At 55.5% G+C, this 15,698-nt stretch carries 12 protein-coding genes; 10 read left to right on the top strand and 2 right to left on the bottom strand.

Features of this window, described 5'->3' with window-relative positions; all coding sequences use genetic code 11:
- The first annotated feature begins 62 nt into the window (after nucleotides 1–62).
- The 4 genes from L1I42_RS02785 to L1I42_RS02770 are packed head-to-tail and all read left to right on the top strand — an operon-like array spanning nucleotide 63 to nucleotide 6,230.
- Nucleotides 63–2,096 carry an FAD-dependent oxidoreductase gene (locus L1I42_RS02785; protein WP_236112978.1) on the top strand — a complete coding sequence of 678 codons (2,034 nt, stop codon included), beginning with the start codon at nucleotides 63–65 and terminating at the stop codon, nucleotides 2,094–2,096.
- Complete coding sequence (locus tag L1I42_RS02780) at nucleotides 2,093–3,310, top strand: cytochrome P450 (RefSeq protein WP_236112977.1); 1,218 nt, start codon at nucleotides 2,093–2,095, stop codon at nucleotides 3,308–3,310. The genes L1I42_RS02785 and L1I42_RS02780 overlap by 4 nt, the downstream gene beginning before the upstream one ends.
- 11 nt (nucleotides 3,311–3,321) lie before the next feature.
- Nucleotides 3,322–5,361: a phenylacetic acid degradation bifunctional protein PaaZ gene (gene paaZ / locus L1I42_RS02775; protein WP_236112976.1), complete on the top strand. Its 2,040-nt coding sequence runs from the start codon at nucleotides 3,322–3,324 to the stop codon at nucleotides 5,359–5,361.
- Nucleotides 5,362–5,366: 5 nt separating this feature from the next.
- On the top strand, nucleotides 5,367–6,230 hold the full coding sequence (locus tag L1I42_RS02770) for a PaaX family transcriptional regulator (RefSeq protein ID WP_236112975.1): 864 nt from the start codon (nucleotides 5,367–5,369) through the stop codon (nucleotides 6,228–6,230).
- 672 nt (nucleotides 6,231–6,902) lie between these two features.
- On the opposite strand, the gene L1I42_RS02765 is transcribed toward L1I42_RS02770, so the two are convergent.
- Nucleotides 6,903–7,337, bottom strand: a complete 435-nt coding sequence (locus L1I42_RS02765) for a PaaI family thioesterase (protein WP_236112974.1) — start codon at nucleotides 7,335–7,337, stop codon at nucleotides 6,903–6,905.
- 111 nt (nucleotides 7,338–7,448) lie between these two features.
- On the opposite strand from L1I42_RS02765, the gene paaA reads away from it, so the two are divergent.
- The 6 genes from paaA (at nucleotide 7,449) to L1I42_RS02735 (ending at nucleotide 11,698) form a co-directional block, all read left to right on the top strand.
- The gene (gene paaA / locus L1I42_RS02760; protein WP_236112973.1) at nucleotides 7,449–8,450 is read left to right on the top strand and encodes a 1,2-phenylacetyl-CoA epoxidase subunit PaaA; all 1,002 of its coding nucleotides are present in this window, start codon (nucleotides 7,449–7,451) and stop codon (nucleotides 8,448–8,450) included.
- A 12-nt stretch (nucleotides 8,451–8,462) separates the two neighbouring features.
- Nucleotides 8,463–8,747, top strand: a complete 285-nt coding sequence (gene paaB, locus L1I42_RS02755) for a 1,2-phenylacetyl-CoA epoxidase subunit PaaB (RefSeq protein ID WP_027834018.1) — start codon at nucleotides 8,463–8,465, stop codon at nucleotides 8,745–8,747.
- Entirely contained in the window at nucleotides 8,747–9,499 is a 753-nt protein-coding gene (gene paaC, locus L1I42_RS02750) for a 1,2-phenylacetyl-CoA epoxidase subunit PaaC (protein ID WP_236112972.1), read from the top strand. Before paaB ends, paaC begins: the two co-directional genes overlap by 1 nt.
- A 5-nt stretch (nucleotides 9,500–9,504) precedes the next feature.
- The gene (gene paaD, locus L1I42_RS02745; RefSeq protein WP_236112971.1) at nucleotides 9,505–10,017 is read left to right on the top strand and encodes a 1,2-phenylacetyl-CoA epoxidase subunit PaaD; all 513 of its coding nucleotides are present in this window, start codon (nucleotides 9,505–9,507) and stop codon (nucleotides 10,015–10,017) included.
- A 13-nt stretch (nucleotides 10,018–10,030) separates the two neighbouring features.
- Nucleotides 10,031–11,110 carry a 2Fe-2S iron-sulfur cluster-binding protein gene (locus L1I42_RS02740; protein WP_236112970.1) on the top strand — a complete coding sequence of 360 codons (1,080 nt, stop codon included), beginning with the start codon at nucleotides 10,031–10,033 and terminating at the stop codon, nucleotides 11,108–11,110.
- 255 nt (nucleotides 11,111–11,365) lie between these two features.
- On the top strand, nucleotides 11,366–11,698 hold the full coding sequence (locus L1I42_RS02735; RefSeq protein WP_236112969.1) for a hypothetical protein: 333 nt from the start codon (nucleotides 11,366–11,368) through the stop codon (nucleotides 11,696–11,698).
- Nucleotides 11,699–12,201: 503 nt separating this feature from the next.
- Here L1I42_RS02735 and L1I42_RS02730 read toward each other — a convergent pair.
- Nucleotides 12,202–15,591: an indolepyruvate ferredoxin oxidoreductase family protein gene (locus tag L1I42_RS02730; RefSeq protein ID WP_236112968.1), complete on the bottom strand. Its 3,390-nt coding sequence runs from the start codon at nucleotides 15,589–15,591 to the stop codon at nucleotides 12,202–12,204.
- Nucleotides 15,592–15,698: the final 107 nt, after the last annotated feature.

The raw sequence follows: 15,698 nt of genomic DNA, 5'->3' as shown, positions 1-15,698 counted from the left end.
ACATAAACCGACTGGTTGGTCAATATATGTTTCAACGAAGATCGAGGATGGGGGAGCGACAAGTGTCAGACGTGGTACGGGTCGATATTCAGGATCAAGTGGCGCGGGTGGAGATCAATAATCCGCCGGTGAACGCGACGGGGCAAGCCGTGCGCCAAGGGCTACTGGATGCGGTGGCGCAGATCGAGAAGGCTGGCGCGAACGCGGCCATTGTTTATGGCGCGGGCCGCACTTTTGTGGCGGGCGGCGACATTTCAGAATTTGGCAAGCCCCCGCAATTGCCGCACCTTCCAGATGTGTATCAAGCGATTGAAGACAGCAGTGTGCCGTGGATCGCGGCCGTGCACGGCACCACTTTAGGCGGCGGCTTTGAATTGGCCATGGCCTGCGCGTTCCGGTTGGCGCAAAAAGGCACACGCTTTGGCTTGCCGGAAGTGAATTTGGGCCTTGTGCCCGGCGCTGGCGGCTCACAACGTTTGCCACGTTTGATTGGCGTGGATGCCGCCATTGACCTGGCGACCACAGGCAAAATGATTGATGCCGCCGAGTTGCAAGAACTGGGTGGCTTAGACGGCATTTTTGAAGGCGATCCGCTGGAAGCGGGCCTTGCTTTTGCCGCCGATTTGCCTGCGCGACCAACCAAGGTCAGGGCTCGCAATGTTGCGCCGGTGGACAGCGATTATTTCGCGCAAAAACAGGCTGAGATCAAAAAACGCGCCAAGGGTCAATCGTCGCCGCTCGACAATCTGACGGCCATTGAATGGGCGGTCACGCTGCCCTTTACTGAGGGTCAACCCAAAGAGCGGCAATTGCATTTGGATTTGCGCGATAGTGCCCAAAGCAAGGCCTTGCGGCATGTGTTTTTTGCGGAACGCGCGGTGACCAAACCAAAAGCCATCGAGGGTGGCACGCCGACTGAGATCAACAAAATCTGTGTGGTCGGCGGCGGCCTGATGGGCGCAGGCATAGCCTTTGCCTGTTTGCAAGCGGGCTATCAGGTGGTTTTGATTGAGCGGGATGAGGATGCTGCAAAAGCTGGGCAAGACCGGATTGCGGGCCTGATCGAGGGCGGCATCAAGCGCGGCAAAATCTCAGAAGAAAAAGCGGTGAAGTTGCGTACAGCGCTCTCCGCATCATCAGATTATGCCGCGTCGGCACCGGCAGATTTGGCGATTGAAGCTGTATTTGAAGACTTGGCAGTGAAGCAGGCCGTATTCCAATCGCTGGCGGCGCATATGCGCGATGATGCGATTTTGGCCACCAACACGTCCTATCTGGACCCGACCCAAATCTTTGAGGGCATTGAAAATCCGGCCCGTTTTATCGGCCTGCATTTCTTCTCGCCTGCGCACATTATGAAGCTGCTGGAAATCGTCCAACTGCCCACCACATCAAAAGATGTGCTGGCCACGGGCTTTGATCTGGGCAAGCGTCTGCGTAAGGTCGGCGTGCTGTCGGGCATTTGCGACGGCTTTATCGGCAACCGCATCCTTTCCGCTTATCGGCGGCAGGCCGATTATCTGCTGATGGATGGCTGTACCCCGCGCCAAATTGACCGCGCCATGCGCGATTTTGGCATGCCTATGGGGCCTTATGAGCTTCAAGATTTGACCGGGCTGCAAATTGCCTGGGCCAACCGCAAGCGGCAAGCGGCGACACGCCCTGCTGAAGAGCGCTATGTGCGCATTGGCGATTTGCTGTGCGAGGCGGAGCGGTTTGGCCAACGCAGCCGAAAAGGCTGGTACCAATATGAAGATGGCGACCGCACACCGCAGGACGATCCGTTTGTGACAGACCTGATCACGGAAGAAGCTGCGCAGGCAGGCGTCACGCGGCGCGACTTTACCGATCAGGAGATTGTGGATCGACTGATGGCGGTGATGATCAATGAAGGCGCATTGATTGTTGAAGAAGGGGTTGCCGAGCGCGATCTAGATGTCGATCTGGTGAAAATCCATGGCTATGGCTTTCCGCGCTGGCGCGGCGGGCCCATGCATTATGGCGAACAGATCGGCATGGACAAGGTGAAACAGGCCATGGCCGATGTGGTGGCGCAAAGCCCCAATAGCTGGCGCGTGGCAGGGAGGCTATCATGAGTGAAATTGGACGTGATTTGATCGATGGGTTTGATCTGAACCACCCCCCTGCCGGGTTTATTCAAGACCCGTTTCCCTATTATCGCGCGATGCTGGCGCATCAACCGGTTTTGCCGCAGCCGGATGGCTCTTTTATCCTGTCGCGCTTTGCCGATTTGGATCGCATCTATCGCGACACAACGCTTTATTCGTCGGACAAGAAGCAGGCATTCCTGCCGAAATTCGGCGGCGACGCACCGCTTTATGAGCATCACACCACCTCGCTGGTGTTTAACGACCCGCCTTTGCACACCCGTGTGCGAAAAATCATGGTGGGCGCGCTTAATGCCCGCGCCATCGCCAATATGGAGCCAGGGCTGATCGACACCATCGATATGTTGTTGGCCGAGATGGCTGATCGCAATGAGGTGGATTTGATCGAGGATTTTGCCAGCAAAATCCCCATCCAGATCATCGGCAATATGTTCGATATGCCGATGGAAGATCGGGAGCCGCTGCGGGACTGGTCTTTGGCCATTCTGGGCGCGTTGGAGCCGACACTCACGCCAGAACAAGAAGCGTGGGGCAATCAATCGGTCAAAGATTTTAAGCTTTATCTGAAAGACCTTGCCGACCATCGACGCAAATATCCGGGCGATCCGGAAACCGATGTGTTGACCCGCTTGATTGAGAGCGAAGAAGGGCAATTGTCTGAAACAGAATTGCTGCAAAACTGCATTTTCATTCTCAATGCCGGGCACGAAACCACGACCAATTTGATCGGCAATGCCTTGGCGGTGCTGCATGACTTTCCAGAGCAGATGCAGGCACTGAAACAGGACCCGGATTTGATCAAAACCGGGGTTAATGAGTTTTTGCGTTTTCTGTCGCCCAACCAGTTTGGCAACCGGGAAACCACTGAAGATATTGAGCTCGACGGGTTCAAGTTCCCCAAGGGCACCAATCTGCATTTGTGCATTGGCGCGGCCAATCGCGATCCGGCGCAGTTTGATCAGCCAGACCAATTGATCCTGTCGCGCAAGCCAAATCGGCACTTGGCCTTTGCGGGCGGGCCGCACCTTTGTGTCGGCTTTCAATTGGCGCGGATGGAGGGCCGCATTGCGATCAATCGGTTCCTCAAGGCCTATCTAGATTACAAATTGACGGGCGAAGCAGAGCTGGGCGGGCGCATCCGCTTCCGCGGCTATGCGAAACTGCCTGCGACATTAAAATAAAAGGGTTTAAAATGACTTTGATGCAATTAGAAAGCTTTGCGGCTGGCCAGTGGGTGGCACCTTCCGGCAAGGTGCGCAAGATTTATTCGGCTGTGACCGGCGAAGAGATCGCCGAAGCGGGTTCTGACAAACTCGACTTCCAGCAAATGATCGATTTTGCCAAACAAAAGGGCGGTCCGGCACTGCGCAAAATGACCTTTCATGATCGCGCGCGCATGCTCAAAGCTTTGGCAACCTATCTGAATGAGCGCCGCGATCCGCTTTATGAATTGTCCTATAAAACAGGGGGAACGCTGGCCGACCATAAGATCGATATTGATGGCGGCATCGGCACCGTATTTGTTTATGCCTCCAAAGGCCGCCGGGAAATGCCAGATGCGCATATTTATCCTGATGGCGATCTCGAAATCTTGTCGCGCAATGGGACGTTTTTGGGCCAGCATTATTGCACGCCTTTGCTGGGCGTTGCGGTGCATATCAATGCGTTCAACTTCCCGGTCTGGGGCATGTTGGAAAAGCTTGCCCCCACCCTGTTGGCGGGCGTGCCAGCGATTGTGAAACCGGCCACCTCCACTTCATATGTCACCGAGGCGTGCGTGAAAATGATTGTGGAAAGTGGCATTTTGCCGGAAGGGGCGATCCAGTTGGTGATGGGCGGCACGGGCGATTTGCTTGATCGTTTGGATTGCCAGGATGTGGTGAGCTTTACCGGCTCCGCCGCCACAGCATCCTACCTCAAATCTAATAAAAATATACAGAAAAATGGCGTGCGCTTTATCGCCGAGCAGGACAGCTTGAACGCGTCTGTGCTCGGGCCGGATGTAACGCCGGAGACACCAGAATTTGACTTGTTCGTCAAAGAGGTGTTGCGCGAAATGACCGCGAAGGCGGGCCAGAAATGTACCGCCATCCGCCGGATGATTGTGCCGGACGCGCAAGTGCAGAATGTGATTGATGCCTTGAGCGCCAAGCTGGCCAAAAATGTGATTGGTGACCCCACCGCTGAAGGTACGCGTATGGGGGCTTTGGCGTCGTTGGACCAGAAGAAAGATGTGTTGGAAAAAGCGGCCGAAATCGGCACCGAGTGCGACCTTGTTTTCGGCGATCAGGACAATTTGCAACTGAACGGCGAAGGTTTGGAAAATGGTGCCTTTGTTGCGCCGATGTTGTTCCATTGTAAAGACCCGGACAAGGCCACCATCGTGCATAGCACTGAAGCATTTGGCCCTGTTGCTACGGTGATGGGCTATCGTGATCTTGGCCATGCAATTGAATTGATGAACAAGGGCGGCGGCTCGCTTGTGGCGTCGGTCATCACCCACGACGCCGATGTGGCGCGCGAGATGACCATGGGCGCGGCGGCGTGGCATGGGCGGTTGTATTTCAACAACCGCGACAGCATGAAAGAATCCACCGGGCATGGTTCTCCCCTGCCCCATATGGTACATGGTGGTCCGGGCCGCGCAGGCGGCGGCGAAGAGCTGGGCGGCGTGCGTGGCGTCACCCATTATATGCAGCGCACCGCGGTGCAAGGCAGCCCTGATCTGTTGACCGGCATTGGCGGCACTTATGTGAAAGGCGCGCGCTTTAAAGAAGGCCCGGCCCATCCGTTCACCCGCACGTTCCACGAGTTGGAAATTGGCGAAACGATCCAAACCAAATCACGCACCGTGACGCTTGAGGATATTGAGCATTTCGCCCATTTCACCGGCGACACGTTCTATGCCCATATGGATGAGGAAGCGGCGGAAGCCAATCCGTTCTTCCCCGGTCGCGTCGCCCATGGCTATTTGCTCTTGAGCTTTGCGGCAGGTCTGTTTGTGCAGCCTGACCCCGGGCCTGTTCTGGCCAATACTGGCCTTAACAGCCTCAGCTTCCAAAAGCCGGTTAGCCCGGGCGATGAAGTGCGCGTAACCCTGACTGTGAAGCGCAAAACCAAGCGGACCGACGAATATGGCGAGGTGCGCTGGCACGTGAATATGTTCAATCAGGATGATGAACAAGTTGCCGAATATGAGCTTTTGACCATGGTGGCGTTTGAGCGTACATAAGGTGCATGAGTGCACCGCATAAACTGATTTCACCTTTGATCGACCATCTGCATTCAGATGGTCGATTGCGCGTTTGGTCCGTGGTCATCACCATTTTTGGTGATGCCGTTCAGCCCCATGGGGGCACGGTGGCCATGGCTGATTTGCAAAATATATTGGGTCATATGGGCGTGGAAAATGGCGCCCTGCGCACCGCCATGTCGCGCCTGGCGAAAGAAGGCTGGGTGACGCGCGAGCGCCAGGGCCGCAACAGCTTTTATCGCTTGTCGCCAGCGGGGCTGAAAAGCTTTATCCCTGCCACCGAAAAAATCTACCGCGCCCAATATGCGCCGACACCGCAAAAGCTAGTTTTTGCCGTCGGCCCCGATGTGATCGGCACCGCCCGCGAACAGCTGAACGCGCTGCTTGCCGGATTTGGCGGCATGGCGCTGCGCAACGGCGTGGCGCTGTTTGCTGACCCAAGCGAGCATTTGCTGCATCAATTGCAGCAAGCCGACCTTTTGCTGATCGATGCCGACCTCAACGAATTGCCGCATTGGGTGGCGGAGAAATTGGAACTGACCGAAATCGAGGCCGATTATAAGGCCCTGCTCAATCGGTTCACGCCGCTGGGTGAGCAGGCCGAACAACTGGCCGACTTGTCTCCGATCGATGCCCTATGCGCCCGCATTTTGTTGATCCATGAGTGGCGGCGGCTGATTTTGAAGCAACCGCCCCTGCCCGCGCATTTACTGCCTGAAAACTGGCCCGGCGCTGCCGCCCACCATCTGGTGAGCGGGCTTTATCGGCAATTGATTGAACCCTCTGAGAATTGGTGGCCCAACGGCAATGGCGTTGCGGCGCGGAAGGTGTTAGCTGAGCGGTTTTAGTTTCACGCAGACCATCCCGGCCCTGAGCCGGGACCAAAAGTTGCAAGACCCCGCATCAAATGCGGGGTGGTGTAGAGAGACCGGCAAATGCGCCTCGGTTTTCTCCACCTCCAACAATCCACTCTTACGTCATTACCGGGCTTGCCCCGGTAATCCATGCAGCCGTTCCGTCTGTCATAGCGCAGGTGTCTAACCTCCACCCCTGCTTGGACCCCGGATCGAGTCCGGGGGACGCACTATGGCTGGGGAGAGGCAGGCCACACCCCACCCTAAATCCCTCCCCATCAAGTGGAGGGACATTTTGACGCCAATGGTGTGCCATAAAGTCGACCAACGCACTGCGTCACCCCAAGACTTGATCTTGGGGTCCAATCCACCTGTCCACTTGCTGAAGAGCGTAAAGCTTAAATCACGTGCCGTTTGGCTGGCGTGAAATGGATTACCGGATCAGGTCCGGTAATGACGTGAGAGTTTGTGACGGTACATTGGAAACGTTACAAACCACAAAGTCCCTCCCCTTGATGGGGAGGGATTTAGGGGTGGGGTGAAGCCGGGTCCTTAAGCGCCTACACAACCAGCCAAAACCATCCCGGCCCCGAGCCGGCTTCATCATGCGTCAACCCGACCCCGCATCAAGTTCGGGGTGGTGGGCTTCTCCAGCCCCCTAATGCATCACTCCTCAATATAAGCAAACACGCCTGTCGAGGTGGTCGCCACTTTTTCGCTGCCTTCGGCCATAATGTCGATGCGGGTGGTGGCGAGGCGTTTGCCGTTGGAGAGGACTTTGACGTCAAAAATCACATTACCTTCCGGCAGCGGTCGCATAAAGTTGGTGGCCATATCCACAGTGACGCAATTGCGGAAGCGGCCATTGAGGTAACTGAGCGCCAAAAAGCTGACCGTATCAGACCCGGCCATCAGCGCCTGCCCACTCACCAAACCACCATTTGGTCCCCTATGCCGCAAGATTTTTTCGGTCGCTGGCATCACGAATCGGGCGCCATTTTCCCCAAGGTCCAGCACCTCAATGCCAAGCTCTTGCACCCAAGGCGCGCAAATTTCGACAATCAGCGCTTCCAGCGCTGCTGCATCCAAACGATTTTCCATCCCCATCTCTCCGATATGTTACGAAAATTACTTGATATGTGAAATTTCGTGACGTATTATTACCACTGAGAGAGAGGGATGCCAAGAGGCATGCTGTAGGAGGATGCTCAAATGTATTCACAAGGTTTAATCGGCGCTGACGGCAAGACGGAAGAAACTGAAGAGTTTCTGGCCAAGTTTCAGGCCCGCATTGATCGGGAAGAAAAGATCGAACCCAATGATGCGATGCCGGAAGGCTATCGCAAAACATTGGTGCGCCAGATCGGCCAGCACGCCCATTCAGAAATTGTGGGCATGTTGCCTGAGGGCAATTGGATCACTCGTGCGCCAAGCCTGCGCCGCAAGGCTGCGTTGCTGGCGAAAGTGCAGGATGAAGGTGGTCACGGACTTTATCTTTATTCCGCTGCCGAAACGCTCGGTGTGACCCGCGAACAGATGACCGAAGAACTGCTTTCCGGCAAGGCAAAATATTCGTCGATCTTCAACTATCCCACGCCAACCTGGGCCGACATTGGCACCATTGGCTGGCTGGTTGATGGCGCGGCGATTATGAACCAGATTCCGCTGTGCCGCTGTTCTTACGGCCCCTACGCCCGCGCGATGATCCGCGTGTGTAAGGAAGAGAGCTTCCACCAGCGCCAAGGCTATGAAATTCTGATTTCACTGTGCAATGGCACCGAAGAACAAAAGCAAATGGCGCAAGATTCGCTCAATCGCTGGTGGTGGCCATCCTTGATGATGTTTGGCCCACATGATGCGGAGTCCAGCCATTCTGAGCAGAGCATGAAATGGAAAATCAAACGCTTTTCCAATGATGAACTGCGGCAGAAATTTATCGATGCCACCGTGCCACAAGCCGAATATCTGGGCCTGACCGTGCCGGATCCCGAACTGAAGTGGAACCCGGAGAAGAATGGCGGCAAAGGCGGATATGACCATGGCCCGTTGGATTGGGACGAATTCTGGCGTGTGGTTAAGGGCGGTGGCCGCATGAATGTCGACCGCATTAAAGCCCGGAAAAAAGCATGGGACGATGGCGCATGGGTGCGGGAAGCCGCCTTGGCGCACGCTGAAAAACGCGCCACCCGCCGAACCCAACAGGCCGCCGAATAGGGAGAAATGTTCATGTCTAACGAAACACCACTTTGGGAAGTTTTTATCCGTCCACGCAACGGTTTGTCCCACAAGCATTGCGGCTCTTTGCACGCCGCTGACGAAGTGCTTGCGCTGCAAGCTGCACGGGACACCTACACACGCCGCGGCGAAGGCGTTTCCATTTGGGTTGTGCCCTCAAAGGCCATTTTTGCGTCTGATCCCGATCAGGCGGCTGAAAATTTTGAACCCGGCGTTGACAAGGTTTATCGCCACCCCACCTTTTATGACATTCCAGAAGAAGTGGGGCATATGTAATGAGCGCGCCTTTGTTCAACGCTTTGCTCGAGCTGGCGGATGATCATTTGATCCTTGGCCATCGGGTTTCAGAATGGTGCGGCCACGCCCCCTTGCTGGAAGAAGATTTGGCGATGCCAAATATGGCGCTTGATATGATCGGCGCCGCCCGCAGCCTTTACACCTATGCTGGTGAACTTGAAGGCGAAGGGCGCGACGAGGATCAACTCGCCTATTTGCGCTATGACCGCGACTATAAGAACTGCCTGCTGGTGGAACGGCCAAATGAAGATTTTGCCCACACCATGCTCAAGCAGCTTTATTTTGCGGCCTTTATGCACCCCTATTGGGAAGCGGCGCTGCACTCCAGCGATGAGACGGTGCGCGGCATAGCCGGCAAATCGGTCAAGGAAGTGGCCTACCATATTCGCCATGCGGGCGAATGGGTGGTGCGGCTTGGCGATGGCACTGAGGAAAGTGCACAACGCATGCAAGCGGCAGTTGAAGCTTTGCACCCCTATGTGGAAGAGCAGTTCCATATGTCCTCCGATGCGCAAGCGGCGGCTGACACTGATGCGTTGCCAGATCGTGAAGCCATGCGCACCCAATGGACCAACACCGTTTCCAATGTGTTTGACCAGGCCAAATTGACCATGCCAGAGGTGGAGTACCCGCAATTGGGGGGCCGCACCGGGCATCATGGTGAAGAGATGGGCCATCTGCTCAGCGACTTGCAATATATGCAGCGCGCCTATCCGAATATGAGCTGGTAAGGGCAATGGCGGACGTACATCAGCTTAAGCCAACCCGCTCAGCCGACGCGCAAAAGGCATGGGCGGCCGCCGCTCTGGTGCCCGACCCTGAGGTGCCGTGCGTGAATGTGGCCGAGCTTGGCATATTGCGTGATGTGCAAATGATAGACGGCAAAGCGGTGGCTTATGTGACGCCGACTTACACCGGATGTCCCGCCGTGTTGGCCATTGAATTGGCCATTGAGGTGGCCCTGCGTGAAGCCGGGTTTGACCCGAAAATTGAGCGCGTTGTCTCCCCGCCCTGGACCACAGACTGGATCAGCGATGAAGGCCGCGAAAAATTGCGCGCCTATGGCATCGCGCCGCCGGTTGATGGCTCCAACTCCAAGCTGGCCCTATTTGGCGAAACCATTGTCGCCTGCCCCAAATGCGGCAGCACCGACACGGAAAAGCTATCTGAATTTGGGTCCACCGCGTGCAAAGCACATTATCGCTGCACGAGCTGTAGTGAACCTTTCGATTATTTCAAATGCATTTGAGGGCCTTAAAAAGATGACCCCTAAATTTCACACACTGACGATTTCGAAAATTGAAGAACTGACGCCAGACGCACGCGCCATCAGCTTTGCCCTTAATGACGATTTACGCGAGGCTTATGCGTTCAAGCCGGGGCAATATTTGACCCTGCGCAGCACCATTGATGGCAAGGATGTGCGGCGATCTTATTCCGTTTCCTCACCGCTTGGTTGCACCGACCTGACGGTGGGCATTCGCCGGGTGGAAGACGGTGTTTTTTCCAGCTTCGCGGCCAACGATCTGAAAGTGGGCGACCAGCTTGAGGTGATGACCCCGGACGGACGTTTTGTCGCCGATATTGGCGGCATGAAAAACGCACTGTTGATTGCCGCCGGTTCAGGCATCACGCCAATGATGTCCATTGCGCAATCCTTGTTGGAAGGCGATGACGAGGCCGAAGTGACCTTGGTTTATGGCAACCGGGAAACCGGCACCATCATGTTCCGCGAGCAGCTTGAGTTTTTGAAAGACCGGTTTATGGACCGCTTTACGCTGATCCATATTCTTAGCCGTGAAGATCAGGACGTGCCGATTTTGAATGGCCGCATTGATGCGGACAAAATCAAGGCGCTGGTGAACACCGGTGCGATCGATCCCAAAGCCGCTGATGGCGTGTTTTTGTGCGGCCCGGGCGAAATGATTGAAGTGGCCCGTCAAAGCCTTGAAGGCATGGGCGTGGCGCACGACAAAATCCACTATGAATTGTTCACCCCCGCCGATGGCCAGACCCCACGCAAAGCGCCCACCAAAGCACAACGCGAAGCGGCAGAACAGGGCGTGAAAGTTGAAGTGGTGCTGGATGGCACCACCCGCAGCTTCACCCTCTCCGATCCGGAAGACACAGTACTGGAAGCCGCTCGTAAGCACGGGCTGGAACTGCCCTTCTCCTGCAAAGGCGGCATGTGCTGCACCTGCCGCTGCAAAGTGGCCAAAGGCAGCGCCGAAATGGATGTGAACTATTCACTCGAACCCTGGGAAATTGAAGCCGGCTTTACCCTCGCCTGCCAAACCCGCCCCACCAGCGACGAACTGACGCTGGATTTCGATGAGAGCTAGATCGCTGATCTGAAAAGCCAATCTGCATGGCCGCCCCGGACTTGATCCGGGGTCACCTATATGATTGATCCCGGTTCAGCCCGCGTGGCGTGAACGCCACTTGCTTGTCCGGCATGGTCTGAGAATAATTGATTTCAAACTCAACTGCTTGGCGCGCCGTCTCGTTGTGCCCACGCCCTCCAGAAAACCAAATGACTATTCATCCGACAATGTCTAAAATTAAAGGTAGGGTTTTCATTAGGTGAGGAGCAACCGATGATCCAGCCGGGCAAGAACATCGCCATCAAAGTGCCATTGCATAAATGGGAAGAAACCGTCACCTTTTATCGAGATCGCGTCGGCCTAAAGCCCGTTCAAGAACAGGCCAACAGTGTCGCATTTGAGTTTGGTGAGATGACCTTATGGATCGATCAGGTCGAGAAACAGAGCCAGACTGATGTTTGGTTAGAATTGTCCACCGATGATCCCGACGACGCCCTTCGAGTACTTGAAAGTCCGAAACGTGACGAACTGGAGCCATTAGGCAATTTAAATGCCCATTGGACTTCCGATCCAGCTGGCGTCGTTTTGCTTCTTACAAGTGAATGAGAAAGCCTTTCTCGTCCGATCTTTGCCAATTCCTCACACCAGTGACCGGCTAGCTTTTTATGCAACCCTACTGCCTTGAGCAGGTGGTGGATGTAGTTCTGACGCAATGCGGCGGCACAGCATCTTTAGCGTTGTGCAAGTTAGGTTTGATCCCGGCTCAAGGCCGGGATGGTCAGTTGGAGATCGCGCCTTTCCCCAAACCACCCCGGACTTAATCCGGGGCCGGGCTCTTTCAGGCACCCAACTCACCATCGTCATTCCCGCGCAGACGGGAATCCAGTTGGGACTTTCTAGGCCGTACATTTTGGGTGTTGTGCGTCTTGGTTGGCGCTGCTTGGATCCTCGGGTCAAGCCCGAGGATGACGTTGTGTATGGCGAAATGCTTGCTCTCTCTCAAATGCAAACGCTGTGCAAATGGAAGTGCCCTGCACGCTCGTCTCCCTCCCCCTGATGGGGAGGGATTAAGGGTGGGGTGCTATCGCCCCCAAATTCACGCCTATCCCCTAGGCCAGTTCTGACAACGCCTTGTGATACTTCTCCAGCGCCTGCTCTTTCACCACGCCATAACCTTTGACTATATCGACCAGCTTGGCCTTTTTCATCGCATCGGCATGGTTATCCGCGGTCAGATTAGCCGCTAGATCTTCCACTATGGCGATATAATCATCGCGCAGTTTGCGCTCATCGCGGCGGTCTTTGCTGAGGCCGAATACGTCGAAGGCGGTGCCGCGCAAGGGGCGCATGGCGTTCAGCAGTTTCAAGCTCGGCAGAGCGACAGCCCCCGGAATGGCGAACTTCTTCGGGCGACCATTTGGTTCCTTGATCCAGTTGAGCATCGGCGGTGCCATATGGAAGGTCATTTTCGCGCCGTCTTTAAACCGCCCTTTCATCTCATTGAGATGGGCTGTTTCAAGGTGCAAGCGGGCAACTTCATATTCATCCTTATAGGCCATAACCCGGGCCAATTGATGCGCGACTATTTCACTTAAACCAGTTTTGCCCCACGCATTTTCCGCGGCCTGCACTTCGCCCACCACGTCTTTATACCGATCAGCATATTGAGCGTTTTGATAGCGGGTCAGGAAGTCGGCACGATCCGCGATCAATTGCTCCAATGTTTGCTCAAATTCAGCGTCCTGGTCTTCAGCAAACAGTTCTGGTTGATCAGCGATCAAGCGCCCCAATTCAAACGCATCTAAATTGGCCTCAATGGCTTTGCCGTTCAGCTCGATCGCGCGGCGGATGGCATCGCCATCCAGTGGGATTTGCCCTTTTTGCCACGCCATGCCGGTCAGCATCATGTTGGAGAAGACACTGTCGCCAAACAGGGCCACGGACAGATCAGTCACGTCGAAATAAACAACCTGCCGCGCGCCCTCTTTCAGTTTTTTGAGGCGCATTTCTTCCTGGAAATCGGCTAGGCCACGCAGCACAAAATCTGCAGTGGGCAGGATTTTGGTGTTGGCGATTACGTGGGTTTTGTTCGGGTCCAGGCAGGCCATCGGCTCGGGCATATTCGCCACCACCAAATCGCACGCGATCACCGCATTGGCATCGCCCTTGTCGATCCGCACCGGTGTATCCAGCCCCGGCTTTTCCAAAATTTTGAGGTGAGAGATCACCGCACCGCCTTTTTGCGCAAAGCCCATAAAATCGAGCACCGAAGCCCCTTTGCCTTGCAGATGTGCGGCCATGGCCAAAACGGCCCCCACGGTCACCACCCCGGTGCCGCCAACGCCGGTGATCAACACCTCGCCGGTTGTGGCGAATTTGGGCTCTGGCAGGCTGGCAATATGGGTGAGCAAATGGTCGCGACGATGTTGGTCGCCGGTTTCTTTTTCCTCATCGCCTTCGATGGTGACAAAGCTGGGGCAAAAGCCTTCAATGCAGGAAAAATCTTTATTGCAGGAGGATTGGTCGATCGTGCGCTTCACGCCCCATTTGGTTTTCACCGGGCTGACGGAAATGCAGTTTGATTGCACCGAGCAATCGCCACAGCCTTCGCACACATCGGGGTTGATAAAGACACGTTTTTTCGGGTCTTCAATCAGCCCGCGTTTGCGCTTGCGGCGTTTTTCCGTAGCGCAGCCCTGATCATAGATCAAAGCAGTAACGCCCTCAATATCGCGCAGTTCGGCTTGGATCGCATCCAAGTTTTTGCGGTGGTCGAGGCTCAAGCCTTTGCCGCGCATCAAGCCGGCGGCAAACCGTTCAGGCTTGTCGCTTACCAACGCAATTCGCTCCACGCCTTCCGCCTTAAGTTGCGCCACGATGGCTTCAACGCTCAGCTCGCCATCCACATCCTGACCGCCAGTCATGGCCACCGCGTGGTTATAAAGGATTTTGTAGGTCACATTGGCTTTGGCGGCAATCGCCTGGCGAATGGCCATCATGCCGGAATGGAAATAGGTGCCATCACCCAAATTCTGGAAGATATGCTTTTTGCCCGTATAGCTTTCCATGCCAATCCAATTGACGCCCTCGCCGCCCATTTGCACGATGCCGCCTGTGTCGCGGCCCATCCAGGAGGCCATATAATGGCAGCCAATGCCGGGCAGCGCGGTGCTGCCCTCGGGCAATTTGGTGGATCGATTGTGCGGGCAGCCGGAGCAAAAATAAGGCACCCGGCGCGCCACATCGATCTCGTCAAGAGTTGGCGCAGGTGAGGCGGAAGGAGGAAGGCCTTCAAGGTCCAAATATTCATGAACAACCTGCGCCAAAATGGAGGGGCGCAACTCACCCGCTTCAGGGATAAGCGGGGCGCCCTCAAGGTCTTTTTTGCCGATAATGGTGAAGTTGCGTTGGTTGAAAAACAGCTCTTTCAGCTGGGTTTCCACCACCGCGCGTTTTTCTTCCACCACCAGCAGTTTTTCGGCTTTCGCCAAAAAGCGTTGATAGCCCGTTGGCTCAATCGGCCACACCAACCCCACCTTATAAACCCCAAGCCCCATGCGCTTGGCTTTGGTTTCGCTGATGTCCAAATCGCGCAAGGTCTGCATCAAATCGGCAAAGGCCTTGCCTACCGCGACAATGGCGATTTTTGGCTGTTTGGCACCAAACGCCACTTCGTCAATCGGGTTAGCTTTGGCGAAAGCGCGCATCGCGTCCAGCCGGGCGAGCAGCTTTTGCTCCAGCACCGGGCCAAAGCTTGTGGCCGGGTCATGGTTGAGGCCAAAGGGCGGCGGGGTGTAGTCTTCTGGGTCTTTAAAGCGACGTGGTTCCGGCACTTCAATGGCGGCGCTACTTTCCAGCACTTCGGAGATGGTTTTAAAGCCGATCCATGCGCCCGTGTAGCGCGACGCGGCGAAGCCATAAAGGCCAAACGGAATATAGTCAGCCACGCCTGCCGGGTGCAGCACGGGCATCATGTAGTGCTCGCCCGCCTGATCCGATTGATGCGGCATGGAGGAGGAAACGCAGCCATGATCGTCGCCGAAAAACGCAATCACACCACCTTGTTTGGATGCGCCGAGGGCGTTGCCATGCTTCAAGGCATCGCCAGATCGGTCAACGCCCGGGCCCTTGCCGTACCAGATGCCAAACACGCCGTCGACGGTTTTCTCCGGATCGCTGGCCACCTCTTGTGTGCCGATCAGTGCCGTTGCGGCCAGATCTTCATTGATGGCGGGGAGGAAGTCGATTTTATGCTCATCCAGCACTTTTTGGGCTTTGCCCAACGCCTGATCATAGGCACCGAGGGGGGAGCCGCGATAGCCGGAGATAAAGCCTGCGGTATTCAGGCCATTTGCCTGGTCAATTTTCGCCTGCTCAATGGGAATACGCACCAGAATGTCGGTGCCAGACAAAAAGACCCGCTCGCGCACCATGCCGTGGCGCAATTCATAATCAGGATAAGCAAAAATATCGCGATCAAGCGTTGTTAAATCCATCATGTCCCCCTCTAATCTAGAGGTATTATCGCTTATTTTGCTTGACAAAGCTGATCAGATTTGCAGGTGATTGACATGGTAATTGCACAATTTTTTCACTTTGGAGCCGG

Source organism: Maritalea mediterranea (genome assembly GCF_021568695.1).
GTDB classification, from domain to species: domain Bacteria; phylum Pseudomonadota; class Alphaproteobacteria; order Rhizobiales; family Devosiaceae; genus Maritalea; species Maritalea mediterranea.
The sequence above is the reverse complement of the archived record's forward strand: the minus strand, read 5'-3'. Positions and strand labels throughout refer to the sequence as shown.

Bases quoted from the DNA above. Each gene is read 5' to 3' on its own strand.
- L1I42_RS02780 (WP_236112977.1), top strand. From the start codon at position 2,093: ATGAGTGAAATTGGACGTGATTTGATCGATGGGTTTGATCTGAACCAC.
- paaZ (WP_236112976.1), top strand. From the start codon at position 3,322: ATGACTTTGATGCAATTAGAAAGCTTTGCGGCTGGCCAGTGGGTGGCA.
- L1I42_RS02770 (WP_236112975.1), top strand. From the start codon at position 5,367: ATGAGTGCACCGCATAAACTGATTTCACCTTTGATCGACCATCTGCAT.
- L1I42_RS02765 (WP_236112974.1), bottom strand. From the start codon at position 7,337: ATGGAAAATCGTTTGGATGCAGCAGCGCTGGAAGCGCTGATTGTCGAA.
- paaA (WP_236112973.1), top strand. From the start codon at position 7,449: ATGTATTCACAAGGTTTAATCGGCGCTGACGGCAAGACGGAAGAAACT.
- paaB (WP_027834018.1), top strand. From the start codon at position 8,463: ATGTCTAACGAAACACCACTTTGGGAAGTTTTTATCCGTCCACGCAAC.
- paaC (WP_236112972.1), top strand. From the start codon at position 8,747: ATGAGCGCGCCTTTGTTCAACGCTTTGCTCGAGCTGGCGGATGATCAT.
- paaD (WP_236112971.1), top strand. From the start codon at position 9,505: ATGGCGGACGTACATCAGCTTAAGCCAACCCGCTCAGCCGACGCGCAA.
- L1I42_RS02740 (WP_236112970.1), top strand. From the start codon at position 10,031: ATGACCCCTAAATTTCACACACTGACGATTTCGAAAATTGAAGAACTG.
- L1I42_RS02735 (WP_236112969.1), top strand. From the start codon at position 11,366: ATGATCCAGCCGGGCAAGAACATCGCCATCAAAGTGCCATTGCATAAA.
- L1I42_RS02730 (WP_236112968.1), bottom strand. From the start codon at position 15,591: ATGATGGATTTAACAACGCTTGATCGCGATATTTTTGCTTATCCTGAT.